12 protein-coding genes are annotated in these 17,888 nt (G+C 36.3%); 6 read left to right on the top strand and 6 right to left on the bottom strand.

Going from position 1 to position 17,888, the window contains the following annotated elements; all coding sequences use genetic code 11:
- Positions 1-521 precede the first annotated feature (521 nt).
- Genes Q0983_RS10310 through Q0983_RS10285 form a run of 6 tightly spaced genes read left to right on the top strand, consistent with a single transcriptional unit; the run spans position 522 to position 4,242 of the window.
- Complete coding sequence (locus Q0983_RS10310) at positions 522-908, top strand: hypothetical protein (protein WP_299552368.1); 387 nt, start codon at positions 522-524, stop codon at positions 906-908.
- 12 nt (positions 909-920) lie between these two features.
- Positions 921-2,078 carry a hypothetical protein gene (locus tag Q0983_RS10305; protein WP_299552365.1) on the top strand — a complete coding sequence of 386 codons (1,158 nt, stop codon included), beginning with the start codon at positions 921-923 and terminating at the stop codon, positions 2,076-2,078.
- A gap of 4 nt (positions 2,079-2,082) precedes the next feature.
- Positions 2,083-2,448, top strand: a complete 366-nt coding sequence (locus Q0983_RS10300; protein WP_299552362.1) for a hypothetical protein — start codon at positions 2,083-2,085, stop codon at positions 2,446-2,448.
- A gap of 11 nt (positions 2,449-2,459) precedes the next feature.
- A complete protein-coding gene (locus tag Q0983_RS10295) occupies positions 2,460-3,005 on the top strand; it encodes a YceI family protein (RefSeq protein ID WP_299552359.1) in 546 nt (181 codons plus the stop codon).
- Complete coding sequence (locus Q0983_RS10290; protein ID WP_299552356.1) at positions 2,986-3,384, top strand: hypothetical protein; 399 nt, start codon at positions 2,986-2,988, stop codon at positions 3,382-3,384. Before Q0983_RS10295 ends, Q0983_RS10290 begins: the two co-directional genes overlap by 20 nt.
- Positions 3,385-3,390: 6 nt before the next feature.
- On the top strand, positions 3,391-4,242 hold the full coding sequence (locus Q0983_RS10285) for a DUF5777 family beta-barrel protein (RefSeq protein ID WP_299552353.1): 852 nt from the start codon (positions 3,391-3,393) through the stop codon (positions 4,240-4,242).
- Between the two features lie 198 nt (positions 4,243-4,440).
- On the opposite strand, the gene Q0983_RS10280 is transcribed toward Q0983_RS10285, so the two are convergent.
- The 6 genes from Q0983_RS10280 to Q0983_RS10255 all read right to left on the bottom strand — a co-directional run bounded on the left by Q0983_RS10280 (position 4,441) and on the right by Q0983_RS10255 (position 17,859).
- Positions 4,441-6,366: a sialate O-acetylesterase gene (locus tag Q0983_RS10280; protein ID WP_299552350.1), complete on the bottom strand. Its 1,926-nt coding sequence runs from the start codon at positions 6,364-6,366 to the stop codon at positions 4,441-4,443.
- A complete protein-coding gene (locus tag Q0983_RS10275; protein ID WP_299552348.1) occupies positions 6,356-8,017 on the bottom strand; it encodes a DUF5597 domain-containing protein in 1,662 nt (553 codons plus the stop codon). The genes Q0983_RS10280 and Q0983_RS10275 overlap by 11 nt, the downstream gene beginning before the upstream one ends.
- Positions 8,018-8,050: 33 nt before the next feature.
- Complete coding sequence (locus Q0983_RS10270) at positions 8,051-11,440, bottom strand: VCBS repeat-containing protein (RefSeq protein WP_299552345.1); 3,390 nt, start codon at positions 11,438-11,440, stop codon at positions 8,051-8,053.
- Positions 11,441-11,532: 92 nt separating this feature from the next.
- Positions 11,533-13,158 (bottom strand): RagB/SusD family nutrient uptake outer membrane protein, encoded by a 1,626-nt coding sequence (locus tag Q0983_RS10265; RefSeq protein WP_299552342.1) that lies wholly within the window; start codon positions 13,156-13,158, stop codon positions 11,533-11,535.
- Positions 13,159-13,171: 13 nt separating this feature from the next.
- Positions 13,172-16,459 (bottom strand): TonB-dependent receptor, encoded by a 3,288-nt coding sequence (locus tag Q0983_RS10260; protein WP_299552339.1) that lies wholly within the window; start codon positions 16,457-16,459, stop codon positions 13,172-13,174.
- Positions 16,460-16,674: 215 nt separating this feature from the next.
- Positions 16,675-17,859: a FecR family protein gene (locus tag Q0983_RS10255; RefSeq protein ID WP_299552336.1), complete on the bottom strand. Its 1,185-nt coding sequence runs from the start codon at positions 17,857-17,859 to the stop codon at positions 16,675-16,677.
- Positions 17,860-17,888: the final 29 nt, after the last annotated feature.

Genomic DNA, 17,888 nt, shown 5'->3' with positions numbered 1-17,888 from the left:
TGTAAAGACAGACCGTAATAAGAAACAAAAGGTTTAAGGATGACAAAAGGGTAACAAAACGAGCTTTACAAAATAGAACACTAGTTTTTTAAGGGTATAAGAGAATTTTTAATAAAACATAAAAAACGATTTAAATGTCTACTTTTTATCGAAAATCACAATGTTTTTACTTGGGTTACAAAAGGGTTACAAAATAACACATCCTATAAAAAACCCATAAATCAAAACGTTTTAAAGCGCTAAATATGAGGAAATAAAACATTCAAACCTTCTGTCAAATCAAGCTAAATAGTAAAAGCCATTAGGATCAGTGTTAATGCAGTTTTCCATTTCTCATATATGCTATAAATATCGTAATAGCTTAAAATTTAAAACCTAAACCAGATCATCACACTAGGCAATAATTACTCAAAAAATATTGACGTTATCAACAATGACCCTTATTACATAACAATACATTCTGATACGATTTTGACCTATGTCAAAAATCTTTAACAGGGCTCCCTCTAATTTTGGGGCACATGAAACGCATAGCATATATTATTATTTTATTTAGTATGTCTTCCTGCTCCAATGGCATTAAAAACCTCTATGGCACCTGGAATGTTAAGAGTAATCATTACAAAGCAACCTATTTGATCCTTAACGAAAATGATTCTGTAAAAGCAAAGGTGCTCTATTATAATGATGGTACCAGCATTTATAAAGAGTCAGAACACAAATCATATTATGTTTTCGAAAATTTAAAACCAAAGGGAGCCCTTTACGTAGATGCTATTTCCGGAGCAACCATTAAAGATACTAACAAAAACAGTAGTATCAGAATAATCCATAAAGACACTATTGAAGTTACTACCTATATCATGCATCGGCCATTAAAAGAAACATGGAAAAGAATAAACAAATAAAAAAACCTACTAATGAAAAATCAATTCTTTATAACACTCTTAATTATAGCGTCTATCTCGTTTTCCTGTACAACCGATGAGATTAGAAATATAGCAGGAACCAAGCCTGCCGATCCATCCGACCCCGGAACAGTAACTGATGTAAATCCGATTGACATCAATCAAAAGGGTTTTGAGTTTTTGGAAAAAATGCAGGGGCATTGGGTGGGAACGAATTTGGTGATTACTACCGAATATCCCTGGTTTGGTTGGGACTATCGGGCCATATCGCCTTCTCACATTTTTGGAATCCATGAGAATGGTTCGGCAGGAAATCTATTAACCTCCTTTTTCGTTTCAAACTACAAGGGTAAAAGAACCATTATGGCTCGTAATGGTGGTGTACTGAACGGTATTTACAGAACAAGTTATTTTGTAATGGATAAAGCTGAAAACCGGGCAGACGGTAATTACTACCGACTGGTTGACGCCATAGGCGGTGATGATATCATGTATATGGAGCTAAGGTTTCCCAAAGCAACAGACAGTTTGTATTTTAACTCCTATACCAGCAACCTGGGCGACCGTATTCCAAACAGGCATATGACCTTTAAGGGTGTAAAAATGCACCCGGAATTGGCGCAGGAAGCTAAAGTGGCCACCGGATTTCCTCAGAATATAGTAGAAACCGACTTTGCCGCCGGGTTTGACCCAGATTATCTTTATGTAAAAGACGGGATTACAAAAGCCAATTCTGCTACCTTTTTAGCCAGGCAGAATAACAATGATGTTTTTTCATTAGCTGAAGAATCGGGAGACCCCTTTACAATTATCGATCAACCAAGATTAGGGTATTTACTTGTCAAAATTAACAGGGGCAACAACATACCGCCAAACCAGTCGCTACTTGTATATCTTTCCAAAGATGCTATTACAGATGATTTTGGTTACTTAGTTGATGATTCTGAAGCCTTTAACACCTTTTTGCAATTTCCCTCCCTAACTACCGGTGAAAATGAGTTTTTGTTCACCTATTTGCATCCCGGAACATATTATGTAACGGTGGTTGCCGATATGAACAACGACAACGCCCCTACAGAAGGTGACATAACCCATAGAAAGCAAATGGTCATACTGCCTCCTGAAGGCCAGGAAGAGATCACCATAGAAAATATTAATGTCCAAAACTAATACCATGCAAACACCACTTAAAAAATGGCTCCTAAAAGGGGTGTTATCAATATGTACCATAAGCTGTACCACAGCAATTATTGATGAGGGTACTGTTGATGATTTACCCGTGATTACCAGGGTAGTGACCTACCAATCAGACATACAATCCATCATGACCAATAACTGTATTACCTGCCATTCCGGGCCTGCACCTAATGCTAATTTAGACCTGTCTAACTTCCAAAATGTTCGCCTTACGGCAGAAAATGGCGTCCTTATTGACCGTATGAATGATGCCATAAACCCTATGCCTCCAAGTGGTATTCTTAGCCCTAAAATCAGGCAACTTGTAGATAAATGGGCCAAAGACGGCTTTCCTGAAAATTAATACTCTTTAAAATGATAAAAAATAGCATCATACTTCTGCTCTTTGTGTGCGTTACACACATACAGGCTCAAAAATATATTACCAAATCCGGCCTAACAGATTTTAAGGGCTCTGTTGAAGCTTTCGAACCTGTTGAAGCGGTTAACGAAAGCACCACCGTTTTACTGAATTCTGAAAACGGTACCATAGCTGCCCTGCTCTTTATACATGCATTTCGTTTCGATATCGCATTGATGCAGGAGCATTTCCATGAAAATTATATGGATTCAGACACGTTTCCAAAGGCCACATTTAAAGGCAGGCTTTTGGATTTTGACAGTACTTCCCTCACTGAAAAGGTCCAAACATTTAAATTAAAAGGTGTGCTGAACATCAGGGGTATCGATAAAACCATTGAAACAAATGCAAAGGTTAAACGTTTGGGGGATGTCCTTGTTTTAAAAGGTGCATTTACTGTATTGCCACAAGACTTTGGCATAGACATTCCCAAAATAGTACGGAAAAAAATAGCTGAACAAATACATATAAAACTACACTATGAGTTGGTTAAAAAATAAGAAACGTTACCTGATTATATTCCTATGTACAGGGCTTTTGACACTTACCGTTCTGGTTGTGATTAAGCATATTTACAAACCCCATAAAACCGTTGCGGAGCGTACAGTAAAGTATTCCGGTACACCCCAGGAGTTACTGGACGAAGTCCATAAAGATGTTACCCCTTGGCTAAATGCTGTGGTACGGTTGTCCGGTACGGTTACTGCAATGGATGCCTCCGGTTTTACCTTAGACAACATGGTATACTGCCAAACGGACAGCAAGAGTCCTCCTTCCGGCCTGCAAATAAATGCACCGGCCACAATTAAAGGCAGAGTGATCGGTTACGACGACCTGCTTGAAGAACTAAAACTCGATCAAACCATCCATGAAAATTAAACACACATGAAACCCATTTTCCTATTAACTTTAGTCACCATTTTATCCAGTCCCTCTTATGCACAAGACGATCTGTTAGATACATTAGAAAACGAAACTCAGGTTGAACATTTTCAACAGCCCGCTTTTAAGGCCATGAAGATCGGGAACCTGCAATCGACCAAAGTAGCGGCCAAAGGCGACCTTTACATGTACGTATCGCACCGTTTTGGAACGCTTAAAGACGGATTATCCACTTTTTTTGGCTTTGATAATGCGAACACTAAGATCCAACTGGTCTACGGGTGTTTTGACGGCATTCAGTTGGGTATTAGCCGAGAGTCTTTACGAAAAACGTATGCCACTTCCGCAAAACTCAAATTGTTCTCCCAATCCGAAAACATGCCGTTCAATGTGGTTAGTTACAATGCCATTTATATCAATTCAGAATTGCGAAAAGATCGATATCCGCTATTACGGTTTGGAGATAGAATGAGCTACACAACACAACTTCTGATTTCCAGAAGTATGAACAAAAACCTATCATTAGAGCTAGCCCCTACCTATATACGGCAAAATCTGGTGTTAGAACCTGAGCAAAAACACAACCAATATGCGTTGGGTATAGGCGGCCGGATGAAGCTTAGTAAACGTACATCTTTGAACGCCGATTATGTTTATCACCTGAATCGGTATGAAAATTCTATTTATAATAACCCGTTAACTTTGGGAATAGATATTGAAACCGGTGGTCATGTGTTTCAATTGTTGTTTTCGAATGCACAATCGACAAATGAACCGGGGTTTATAAGTAATGCCGAAGGCGATTGGGAACATGGTGATGTATTTTTTGGATTCAATATAGTAAGGGTTTTCTAAATTCGAAACATATACCGGAGTTTTAAAGGAGTTGTTACGACAGGGGTATCTTTAATGTTCCATTACCATTTCCAATATTGCTAATTTCATTTAATGGTTTTTATGTAGTAGTAATTCATTTTTAAAAAGCGGAGAGCAGTGTTCTCCGCTTTCATTAAACTAAAACTAAACAATGCATAAACACTGTAAAAACAACTATTAATTTGTCTTAAAAGGTGAAGCGGGCAACCCTTCTTTGTTATAAAAGTTGACTGTTCCAGGGTAATCGGACCAAGCATACCTAACATATTTTGGTTTTTTTATAATATCATTCCACACAACCACACTGTTACCCTTGATTACGGTTTTAGCTGGAAGAAAAACGTTATCTCCCCTTGCAATCTCAAATTCATTTAACTGATTGTCTTTACTGTTTTTTGCTATTAACCCTGAACCAATATTGCTGAACTCAACTATTATTTTGTTTCCCTGAACAGTACGGGATTTATAAATTGGTCCAGAAAAAAGAATGTTTTGACCATATGCAATCTTTTGTGCCGCCAATGATAGTCTTAAACCAACATCTTGTTTGTTTTTTGGGTGAATGTCATGTTCTTCACCTAGATCAATGGCAATAGCCTGTCCTACATTTTTTAGTTTTAGGGCCTTTGACTGAGAATCGCGAAGTATTGCCCAATTATTTGGTGTAACTCCAGTATCTCCAAAACTCGCCAATTGAACAAAAATAAAAGGGAAATCTCCTTGATGCCATTGGTATCTCCAATTATTTATTAACTCCGTAAAAAGATGTTCATATTCAGAGGCTTCATCAATTGTATTGGCATTTGATTCTCCTTGATACCAGAGCACTCCCTTTATTGGAAATTTAGTTAAAGGATGAACCATTTTGTTATACATTCCTGCAAAAGACATATTTACAATGGCTCCAACCCTAAACTTCCATTTACCTGCCAATGAAATGGTTTGTTTTGAAGTTTTTATATACAGCATAGCTTCCTCTCCGGCAATTCCGCCGCCGCCACCGCCATCTTCTACTCTAACTGTTATATTATTTTTCCCAACTTTAAGAATTTTTGGATCTACTTTATATATTCTTGGGGATTCCCAGTCACAATAGCCTCCAATTTCAATTCCGTTTACAAAAGACCTGTCACAATCATCTATTTTACCTAGGCCAATCTCAATAGTTTCATGAACTTCTTCTTCGGTTAAATCAAATTCGGCTCGATACCAACCAACTCCATCTAACCCGTGAAAACCAGCATTCTCCCATACCGACGGCACTATTATTTCATCCCAATCTTTTGTATCAAGATCAGGGTCTGACCATATTATTTCATCATTGAAAATACCAGCATCTTTATTGGATACTTGGGGAAAACTTTTCTTTACATTCTTTAAGTTATTCCCAAATCTGGTATCAGCGCTATCAATAGCTATTTGCTCTTCCTTACTTCTAAATTCAGAATTTAGGAGCTCCGGATTGATCCAGGATTCTATACGGCTCCCTCCCCAAGAAGAATTTATTAGCCCAATAGGAATATCTACCTCTTTACGCAAATTTTTGGTGAAATAGTATCCTACAGCTGTAAAGTCTGCGGTAGAACTTGTGTCACAAACTTCCCAATGCCCCCCTAACAATTCTGAAGAAGGTTTGTCTGAACCTGATCTCGGCACTTTAAAATGACGAATTAGTGTGTCATTTGCTTTACTTAATTCAATCACAGCATTTTTTGTATCTTTTACCGTCCACTCCATATTGGACTGCCCTGAGCAAACCCATATATCGCCTATTAATATATTTTTGATAGCAATACTATTTCCTCCTGAATTAATACTCATTTCATAAGGTCCGCCGGCCCGCATCTCCGGCAATTCAACCAACCACCTGCCTTTAACCGCTGTAGTTTCGTATTCACCATTATTGAATTGGACCTTGACTCTAGCTCCTTCATCAGCCTTTCCCCAAATTCTTATCGGTTGATTGCGTTGAATTACCATATTATCGTTATATAATTTGGAAATCGATAATTGGTTATCTGACGTACTACACGCCAATGCAGATAATAGAAAAAGCCCTATGACTAATTTTAGATAAGATTTTATGTTAATTTTATCTTTCATAAGTAATTACTTTATAAATACCGGGAGTGACAATACTTTGCTTAGTTGCCGGTGAGTAGGCATCCGGCTCACCTTCCTTTTTGGTTACCTTAATGATATCTTCTTCTGTTTGGAATGTACGTCCAAATACTCTTAATCTTGAATTATGGTATGTTTCATCACCATTCATCATACGTGTAGTGATCCATTTCTGGTCTTCATAACGTCCTTCATAGACCTGACCTATATAACCAATGGTGTTCTTCTTTACTGAAGAAAAGAAAATAGTTAAGTTCATTCCAATTACGATAAAATTATGCTCATCTGCTTGAATAATTATTGCAAAAGATTGTTCGTTAGGCTTTTCATAAATTACTTTTAGCTTATAATCACCCATAGTAATTTCTTTAGATTTCTCATTGTCCTCTTTCAATACTGCTCTCATTTTACCTGTTCCCTGATACTGTTTTATTAAATGCTCCACTTCATTCAGTACTTCATAAGATTTGGTAAACACAAAATTATCTGCGGCATCTTCTATCCCAAAAGGTGAAAAGCATATGGCGTCATGTTCTCCAAATGCATAATAGGCTCTACCTACTACTGCTTTAGATTCAGGGACTAAAAGCGGATTATCATCTCTATGGTACATAGCAACAATCTCTTTAAAGTTCGGCAGATAAATATCAGGGGATTGAATATCTATATCCGGAGCGGCCGCTTTCCATATATCCATAACTCTTGAAACAGGCCCTCCATTAGGATATACTCCAGGTAAATCTTCCGGTTTTTGGACTATCCAAGCATTAACCATCATTGGTAAATTATATTGTTCACGACCAGATTTGGCAACAAAGTTTATATAAGTTGCATATTGCCATGTAGTAAAAAATGCCCTGGACTCCGGAGTATCTCCAAATACTTCTTTCCATGAACCTTTTTTCCTGAAATTATACTTAGACCAGGCATCATAGACATAAGCGTTCAAATGATTCCTATTTTTTTTCAGGTAGGCCATTAATTGTTCTGGGACACTTTCTTCGTATAATTCCAATGCTATTTCATTATAATCGATTTGTTGAAACATACCTACTTCATTCTGCGGTTGCATTAGTATAACCGTTTGGTCCTTATCCACTGTTTTGATATGTTTCATTAGCTGTGCGAACACTTTAGCATCTGCCTTCTTGGTGGCTTCACAAAATGGGGATAAAGTTTCAATTTCCTTACCTTCCTTGGTCCTTACCCTAAAAAAACGTTTGGTATCCTTTTTCACCCATAGGGGTGCGTAACTTGACTCTCCATTTTTCCAACTGGCAAACCATAGTAAACATACTTTTAAATTATTTGCTCTTGCTTGCTCAATAATGGCATCCACTAATGTGTAATCAAACTGTCCTTCTTCAGGTTCAAATTGTTCCCAAGCCATCGTAACGAATACCGAATTTAAATTCATAGCTTTTAGCTTTGGAAATAGGGGCGTCATATACTCTACTGTGGAGGCAGAAGAATTGTGTACTTCTCCGGCAATCATTAAGAATGGTTTTTCATTTATCATTAATTGGGTAGCCTTCTCATTCTTTTTAAGATATGGTATTTGTTGGCTATAAGCATGTAGATTTAGGAAACCTATGATTATTAAGACTATATAATTTGAAATTTTATTTTTCATCAATTGATCGATTTTAATTATTTTTTTTTGCATCTAATTCTCTTTTAAAGCCATTAGTTGAGCAGCCTCTGAATTTTTTATGAATAAAAATCCTTTTGTTTCTTTAAGAGAAACTTCTTTAACGTTTCGTATATCACCATCAACATAAAGGTGACTCTCATGAGTAGGCACAGTTTTAAATAGACCCTCTTTATTATTCAGCAATATCAGTCCGTAACTAGCATCGTTTCTAGGTGTTTCAACCTCCGAAACATAATTATTCCCAGCTACTAAAAGGTCTATGTAGCCATCGTGATTAAAATCTTCTGAAATAATTGAATTGATGTTAGAAAACTGGGCTTCTACAGGAAGTTGTATTGGGGTAAAGTCTCCTCCCATATTTTCAAAATAGGTACTTCCAAATGTAGTAGCCGAGTAATGTGTTAAACCCTTAATATCCTTATGAAGGTACACTTTAGAAAATGGAGCTAAAGCAAACTCATGGTACGTTTTAAAGGATTTCTTAATTTGAGGGATTTGTTGAGAACTACATTCTCTTCCTCTTAGGGGATAAAGAACACCTTCATTATAATATCCCAAGGCAATATCACGTGTTCCGTTTGAATCAAAATCTGCGGAGTATACTTCAAATGGCTCATCTTTACTTGCTTTATATTTATAATTTAGTCCAAGGTTACCTCCAATAATATCCAAATCCCCATCATTATCATAATCATTCACAACAACGGTATTCCACCATCCAACATGCGCATCAAGAACTTTATTACTATGTTTAACGAACCCTTCTTTTTCTTTATTTAAAATGGTAATTGGCATCCATTCTCCCACTATTATCAAATCATTCTCTCCATCACCTGTTACATCACCCCATTTTGCATCTGTAACCATACCAATACTATCTAAATAGGTTGAAGCAACTTCTTTCGTAACATTAACAAACTTTACACGTTCGTTATTTGTCACATTTTTTAATATATAACTGCTTTCAGGTAAAGGGTAATTTTGTGGAACCAGACGTCCTCCTATAAACAAATCATAATCTCCATCCTTATCAAAATCGAATGGTAAAACGACACCTGAACTTACATTTGTTTTCGGCAATGCTTCTAAGTCCTCTTCAAAAACACCAAAACCATTATTTAAAAACAACCTGTCTGCATAATTAAGAGATCCCATATGAAATTCATTTCCTCCAGATGCGAGATATAAGTCTAAAAAACCATCGTCATTAGCATCAAAGAAAGAAGCATCAATGATTTCACTATAATAACCGGTATGGTTTAGAGTTTGGATTGGAACGAATTTAGAGTCACTATTTTGAAAAAACAATATCCCCAAGCTTTCCTTACCTCCCCCGATAAAAACATCTTCCCTTCCATCATTATTTATATCTCCCACAGCCACCGCAGGCCCTAGTTGTGAATACTTATGAGGTAATAAAGGCTCTTTTAAAAAATCATTATAAATATTTTCCCTATGGCTAAAGCTTAATCCATATGCCTCTGATACATCGACAAATAACCCTTTTTCTTTTTTCACATTGCCTTGTTCTTCTTTAGCCTCGGTTTGATTGAACGTTAACACCTGATTTAGTCTTGGTTTTTTTTTGATCTCTTGTTGCCCATTAGGCCAAATGACTTTAACCAGATCTATTTGGTTCACTTCACCAAGACCAAAATGAAGAATTGGTTCTACCGATGACAAATATCCTCTTACCGGAAACTGTTCGAGTATTTGCTTTTTGCCATCATAGATGATCTCAACTTTTGAACCAATGCCAAAAGTGTTCTTTCCTTTACCCTCTAACTTTACTCTTAAAAAATTGGTTTTAACATTATTAGATTGATCATTGCGATAAATAATGGCTTCATCATCCATATTACTAACAACAATATCCAAGTCTCCATCCAAATCTAAATCTGCATAGGCAGCTCCATGAGAGCAACTCTTCTTAGCTCCATTGATAGCGAGCGTATCCAGTTTGGTAAAGCTCATTTGATTATTTAAATAGAAGTAGTTTTCTAAAGCTCCTGAAGGCATTTTTTCAAGTAAATCACTGATATAACTATCCAAATGTTCTTGTTTCGTTATTTTTCCAACAGTATTTATTATTTCGTTTTGTTTTTTTGTCCTATAAATACCAAAGTCATTATTTCTAAAATTGCGTTTTATGCCATTTGAAATAAAAATGTCTTTATAACCATCATTATTCATATCCAAAAACAAGGGAGCCCAACTCCATCCAGTACTGGAAACACCGGCTAATTGTGCTATATCTGAAAAATGGGGAACATCATTTTCATAGGATACGCCATTATTTAATTGAAGCGTGTTATACATATATTGATGATGGAGTCCCAGTTCTACGTTTTTATTAAATAATTCAGGTTTCATAGAGGACATGCTACTTTTTATACCGTAATTATCTTCCGCCATCATATCAACAGCCAAAATATCTGTCCATCCATCATTGTTAAAATCGGCAATATCTGACCCCATGGAGAATAGTGAGGTATGCTTTGTTGCCTGCTTTATTCTGTTTTTAAATGTGCCGTCCTGATTATTAATGTATAAATGGTCACTTCCGTAGTAATCATTTGACACATAAATATCTGTCCATCCGTCATTATTTAAATCACTCAGGGAAACCCCAAGGCCATAACCTAGCATATTATTAATGATGCCTGCTTCCTGGGTTACATCTTTAAACTTTCCGTTTTCATTTTTAAATAACCTTTCTCCTCTAAGTTTACTTGGTAACTTACAATACTGCTCAATCATTTCCTCTCCATATGAAGTCGCTCCATGATTGATTAAGAACAAATCTAAATCGCCATCCTTATCATAATCAAAAAATGTTGCCTGAGTAGAATGATGTGGTAAATCCAAATTATAGTCCGCTGCCTTTTCAACAAATTTTGGTGACCCTAGTCTATTATTGCCTGTATTGATATATAACTCATTTCTCCTATGATCTGGATTTTCAAAAGAACCAGATTTAGATATATATATGTCGAGTAAACCATCATGATTTATATCAACCATTGTTACTCCGTATGGAAAACCATATTTCCCCTTTAAGCCTGACTCTCCGGTGATATCTGCAAAAAGCAGATTTCCTCTATTAAGAAAAAGCTTATTGGAGTGCATATTTGAGATAAAATAGATATCGGGTAAATCATCCCCGTTAACATCTCCTATGGCCACGCCACCTCCATTGTAGATATACTCGAAGAACAAGCCGTTCATGTTGGTTGTTTCCACCAAATTGTTTTTGAAATCCAATCCCGTTCTTTCAGCCTTAAGTGCTGTAAATTGAGACTTAATCGGATGGTTCACCTCTTTTGATTCTGAACAAGAAAGCAACAATACAAGACTATAAAGACAAACATGAAAAAAGATTTTAGCCAAACTTTTTTTCATAGCAAATTATTTGAAATAAGTGCCTGTTAATATTATTTCTAAAAGAGAAGTATAAGCCTGCTCCTGAGAACAGGCCTATGTCCATTCATTTATTACCACCCTGGGTTTTGTTCCAGGTTAGGGTTTAGGTCAATAGCCTTTTGAGGAATAGGCCATAAATAATCCTTACTAGGGTTAAAAACATTAGTTTGCCACCCTTCTCTGTAAATAATAGGAGAAACAGTTGCCGGATTTGCTAATGGGGCTCCAACCACAGTTTCATTCATAACTGTTTCAGCAAGTCGCCACCTTCTAATATCCATTAACCTAAGACTTTCAAAAACAAGCTCCACCCTTCTTTCCCTTCTTATTAGTTCTCTTAATTCTGTATCTGACAAACCACCAACTGTTGGCATATTTACAGAGGGACGTTGTCTCACTTCATTTATAGCATCATAAACAGAACCATCAACTTGACCAGCTTCTAATTTGGCTTCAGCATAGGTTAGTAGTACTTCTGGATAGCGCAGTACAATCCAATCTATAGAATGACCTTCAAAAGCAAACCTTTCTTCATCGTAATCTCTATATTGAATATACTTTAAGAACATATACCCCGAATGTGTTTCGTTCCAGCCCGCACCAACGCCATCTCTATCATCATCCAGATACACTTTTTGAGAGCCAAAATCGAAACCATCCATGGTAGAAGTCCAAACACCATCATAAAATTCACGGCCCGGATACAAGATAGTTTGGTGTAACCTTGGATCGCGGTTAGTCCATGGTGTAGTTTCATCATAAAGTGGTGATTGGTCTATGGTTTGACCATCTATACACTCATAGGTATCAACCAACGACTTAGTGGGAATATGACTTGACCACCCTTGCAAGGCCGGCGAACCAATCACCAGGTTAAAAATATGAGTTTGATCTGGCAGATCCGCATACTGTCTCGCAAATATGATCTCATTGCTGCCTTCCCCGTCATAAGTAAATAATTCAGTGTAATCCGGATGAAGACTATATACCCCTGAATCTATTACCTCTTTAGCCGCCGCCGCAGATTCCGCCCATTGTTCATTATAAAGCAAGATTCTGGCCTTTAATGTCAAAGCGGCCCCTTTTGTTGCTCTTCCCCATTCATTAGAGTTGGTTAAAGGAAGGTTTTGGGCAGCTTCCGTAAGATCATTAACAATAGATGCTCTAATTTCACTTACCGGCGTTCTTGTTAAATTGACTGTTTCATCCGGTGCAATTGAAGTTGTCACAAAAGGTACAGCTCCAAAAAGACCTGCCAATTGCTCATATAAATAAGCTCTAACAAACTTAGCTTCCCCTACGTATTGTGCTCTTTTTGCTTCATCAATATCTGTTACATTATCAGCATTTTCAATTAATCTATTAGCTCTTTGAATATACTTGTAATTATTCTCCCAAAAGTGCAGAAAAAAACCATCACTAGGTGTAGCACCTCCCGTGGCTATCTGATAACCACTTACCCAGAATTGCTCATTAGTACAGTTATCTGTAATATTTTCTAAATAGGAAGTATTTACAATATCTAAAAATGAATATAGTGCATTGGCAGCAAAATATAAATCCTGCTCGGTCTTAAAAAAACCTTCAACAGGCACCTCATCTTCAGGGGTTCTGTCTAAAAAATCACTTTCACAACCTAAGGTTGTCAAAACCAATACGAGAGATAATAATCTGTAATATATTTTCTTTGTTCTCATAATCTTTCTTTTTTTAAAATTTCAAATTCATACCAATTGAATAGGTTGATACCGGTGGATAGAAAACAGGTCTGCCCAATGCTTCCATCTCAGGATCGAAACCTTCTTCATTAAGTGGCGACCATGTAAAGACATTTGTGCCTGTTGCGAACAATCTAAGTTTTTGAATTCCTAGTTTATTTATGACTTCATCCGGGAAATTGTATCCTATCTGCAGATTCTTTAATCTGACATATTTGGCATCTCTTTGATAAAAATCATTGGTAAAAGCGGTGTTAACAGTTGAATTATACGTTAACCTTGGCATACGGGCATTAGGGTTTTGATTTTCCGGTGTCCACCTATCCAACCATCTTTCTGAAGTAAAAGATTCAAAATTCGGACCTTCGTTGGGGTTACTTTCAATGAATAAATCATATTTAGCTGCTCCCTGAAAGAAGGCTGTTAAATCAAAGTTCTTATATTCCAAATTAAGATTAAGCCCCATGGTATATCTTGGGATATTAGCTCCCATTACATACCTATCGTCTTCATCAATATCACCGTCACCATCGCGATCCACAAACTTAACATCACCAGGGGCGAGAGCTAAACCTGTATTTGCATTTGGCTGTGCGGGATGAGCATCTATTTCTGCTTGTGAGGAGAACAAACCATCTGTTTCATAGCCATAAAACGAATTGATAGCTTCTCCTTCTTTAAGTATAAGAGCCCCACTGATTATTGGACTTTGGCCTGCTAGATTTGTAACTTCGTTTTTTACATCAGATATTAGGAATCCAAAGCCGTATTTAAAATCTCCAATACTATTTTTATGCTGGATTTCGATCTCCCAACCGGTGTTTTCAACTTCTCCAGCATTAGTTTCTGAAGCCGTTAGACCAACAATAGGGTCTATTGGTAAAGTAAACAATATATCTTTTGATGTTTTCTTGTACCAATCTGCTATAATATTAAGCTTACCTTTAAATAGACTTAAATCGATACCAATATCTAACATGGTTGTTGTTTCCCAAGAAATATCGTTATTAGCATAAGCCAATTGACTATAACCCGGTGTAAGAACACCCGCAAATGTATAATCCTGACCTGAAGCAACTGAAGCCGAGAAAGGATATGGTCCAATGTTTTGGTTACCAAGCTCACCCCAGGAGGCTCTCAACTTAGAACTACTTAACCAATTAACGTTGCTTAAAAATGATTCTTCAGAGAATCTCCATCCTACGGAAAATGATGGGAATACACCCCATTTATTTCCTTCGGCAAAACGAGATGAACCATCATATCTTAAGTTCGCTTCAACTAGGTATTTATCTTTATAAGTATAATTAACTCTTCCAAAATAAGATCTTAGGCCCCAACTAGAGATCGAACTATCATTGGTTGATGAATTAGGATCACCTAATGATAGCTGTGGAAAATCATTACTAAAAATATCTTGCCTGGTGGCTGACACGGATTCAATTTCGTTATCAATTTGTTCGAAACCTCCCAGTAGACCCAGTTTATGATCTTCACTTTCTAAATTATAATTCAGTAAAAATCTAGTTGTTTTTTCTACCAGGCTACTTCTTACTTCTTCTACCCTACTTGGGCCCCAGGTTCCAGAAACGGTTTCCGGGTCATTTGGAAACACAAACTCATAAGTGGCATCATAAGTTTTTTCTTTAAAGGAATCACTGGCATAAGCAAACATACCTGTAAATGTCAATCTTTCTAATATTTGATATTCTGCCTGAAATCTGGTAGTAAGGTTTTTAATTACACCGTTTCTAGTACCACTCACTTCAAGCATTGCCAGAGGATTCCCCACCCCTCCGTTACGGTTTACTCCATATATACCATTAGGATATTTAGGAGTTATTTGAGGGTTATAATTCGCAAATTCTTGCGCCATCTCCATACCTGAAGCTGCTTCTGTGTCTTTTTGGAGATACCATATATCTGTGGTTAGCTTTAAATTCTTAGCTATATCTGTATCTGAATTCCATCTTAGCGAATACCTTTTATTATTCGCATTTTTCATTATACCATTCTGATCAAGATAATTGGCAGCGAAAAGGTTTCTAGTTTTTTCTCCTGAGGTAGAAACTCTAAAGGAATGATCTAAAATCAGACCGTTACCACTTTCAAACAGTTCCTCATACCAGTTCACATATCCAAAATCCGGATCATTACCTGCTATTGCACTTTGAATAAATTGCTCTGTAAAAATATCATTGCCGCCAACATTGGTAGAAGCCTCATTAACCATCCTTAAATAGTCTTCAACCCCAACAGCTTTGGGTAAAGTTGATGCCTTTTGAAAACCTACATAGGCATCATATTCTACACTTAGTTTTTGATCTTGTTTGGCCCGTTTGGTTGTAATTAAAACAACACCATTTGCCGCACGAGAACCATAAATTGAAGATGATGCTGCATCTTTTAAAACAGAAATACTTTCAATATCATCCGAATCTAAATCAGCTATATTTCTCTGAATACCGTCAATTAAAACAAGTGGATTTGAATTACCCAATGTTCCAATACCTCTAATTTTTAAATCAAACTCCTCTTGTCCTGGAGCGCCGCCTCTATCCACAATTGCCAAACCATTTATTGTTCCTTGCAACGCTTGCCTGGCATCTGTTATCGTTCTTACTTCCAAGTCTTTAGAATCTAATACCCCTACAGAACCAGTAAGGTTGACTTTTTTCTTAGAGCCGTATCCAACTACAACTACTTGATCCAGCAAAGCTGTATCCTCCACTAAAGCAACAGTTATATTTTTGGAATCAACCATAATTTCTTTGGTTACAAAACCAATATAGGATACTACTAAAATGGCATTTTGAACGCTGACATTCAGTATAAATTTTCCATCGAAATCTGTTTGAGTACCATTGTTGGTTCCCTTTTCAATAATGTTGGCTCCCGGTAAAGGCTGACCGTTTTGATCTGTGACAATCCCGGAAACTTCATATTTCTGTTTTTCTTTAGAAACGGGAGCTGATTTCTCCTTAATAAGAATAGCATTGTTGTCAGTAACCGTAATATCAAGATTTCCATTAGATAAACTCTTGATTAACAATCTATTTGTGCTTATAATCCCTTTTTTTACGCGAACTTTGGGAAAATCTTTAAAGATTCCCTCTTCATAAAAAAATCTGTAATCAGTTTGCTCCATAATAAGATCAAAAACCTCGTCTACGGATAACGTCTTTTCTTCCTCTATTTTAATCTTGGAATTTTGGGAAACAAGATTGCCGGGAGACAGTGCAAATATGGTAGTACAACATAAAAAAATAAAGGTTCTCATAATCAATGATAAGAGGCGTTTTCTAAGTAGAAAACACGTACCAGTTAATTTAATTTCCATAAATTTGTGTGTTATTAAATAGTTAGTTAATTCTTTTAATTAATTAGTAATAATGTCTAAGGATAGAGCTCTATACTTTTGCGGGTAAGACTTTATCCTTTTTTTGTGAGTGAGTTGGTTTATATCATAGGCAATATGTTTAGAAAGTTGATATTTTACTTTAAAATGATGGTTTTATCTTTTATTTCATAGTTATTAATAGTTGTAGATTTCATAATAGAAAGAATTTCTTCAATGCTCTGACGCTTATCCAAAACGCCTTTGAACTTCAATTGTTCTAATTCTTTATTTTCAAAGACTATATCTACATCGTACCATCTAGATATTACTTTCATAATATCTTTTAAGGACTTGCCTCTAAAACTAAAAATTCCATTCTTCCAAGCAACTACAACATTTACATCTACCTTAGACACAGAAACTTCATTATTTTTTAAGTCTAAATTAGATTGATGACCGGGTAATAAGTTTTGCTTTTTACCATTAAAGTCTACCGCAACTTTACCTTCAACTAAAGTTGTATAAACATTAGTTTCATCACTATAAGCCTTTATATTAAATTCTGTCCCCAACACCTCAACCTCCTGCGATTTGTTGAGAACTTTAAATTTGGCCCCTTTATGCTGTAAACTGGGAGACACATCAAAATAAGCTTCTCCGTATACCAATTCTACTTCCCGGGGTATATTATCAATAAAAGCTACCGGATATTTTAATTGGGACTCTGAGTTTAACCATACCTTAGTTCCATCGGATAACACTATATAATATTGCCCACCTCTTGGGATGGTTAAATAATTATACACAAGCTCTTTAGAACTTCCATCGCCGGCATCATAAATAATTTGTTCACCGTTACTTTTGGCATTTGAGGTTTGAAAGGAAGCACCTTTTTCTAATGCAATTTGGGAACCGTCTTCTAAGGTTAAAGTAGCCTTATCAGTTCCTGGTACAATTTCATTAGTATCAACAATCGCTGGTATCACATCATCTTCAACCGATTGGTTAAATACATAATCCTTAAAATAATACCCCAAACCAAAAACCACAACCACCGCTGCTGCATATTTCCAAATGGAAGGCAGCAATTTTACTACCTTGGATTTAGATTTAATCCTTGAATTGAGCTTATTCCATCCTTCCTGTATTTCATATTCGTTATTAGAATCTAACATCGACTGATACCAGCCATCTCTTTTTATTTCATTATATATATCTCTATTTTCCGCGGATTCATTTAACCAATCATAAAGTTTTTTACGGTTTTCATCACTTATTGATAGATTAAATTCACTTGCAATTAGCCTAGCTATTTTAAGATATTCCTCTTCTTTATTCATTCTTTTTGACTTTGGGTTCTATATTTAAT

The sequence above is a fragment of the Seonamhaeicola sp. genome (assembly GCF_028281565.1).
Classification (GTDB): Bacteria; Bacteroidota; Bacteroidia; order Flavobacteriales; family Flavobacteriaceae; genus Seonamhaeicola.
Note: the sequence above shows the minus strand (reverse complement) of the source record. Positions and strands in the feature narration are given on the sequence as shown.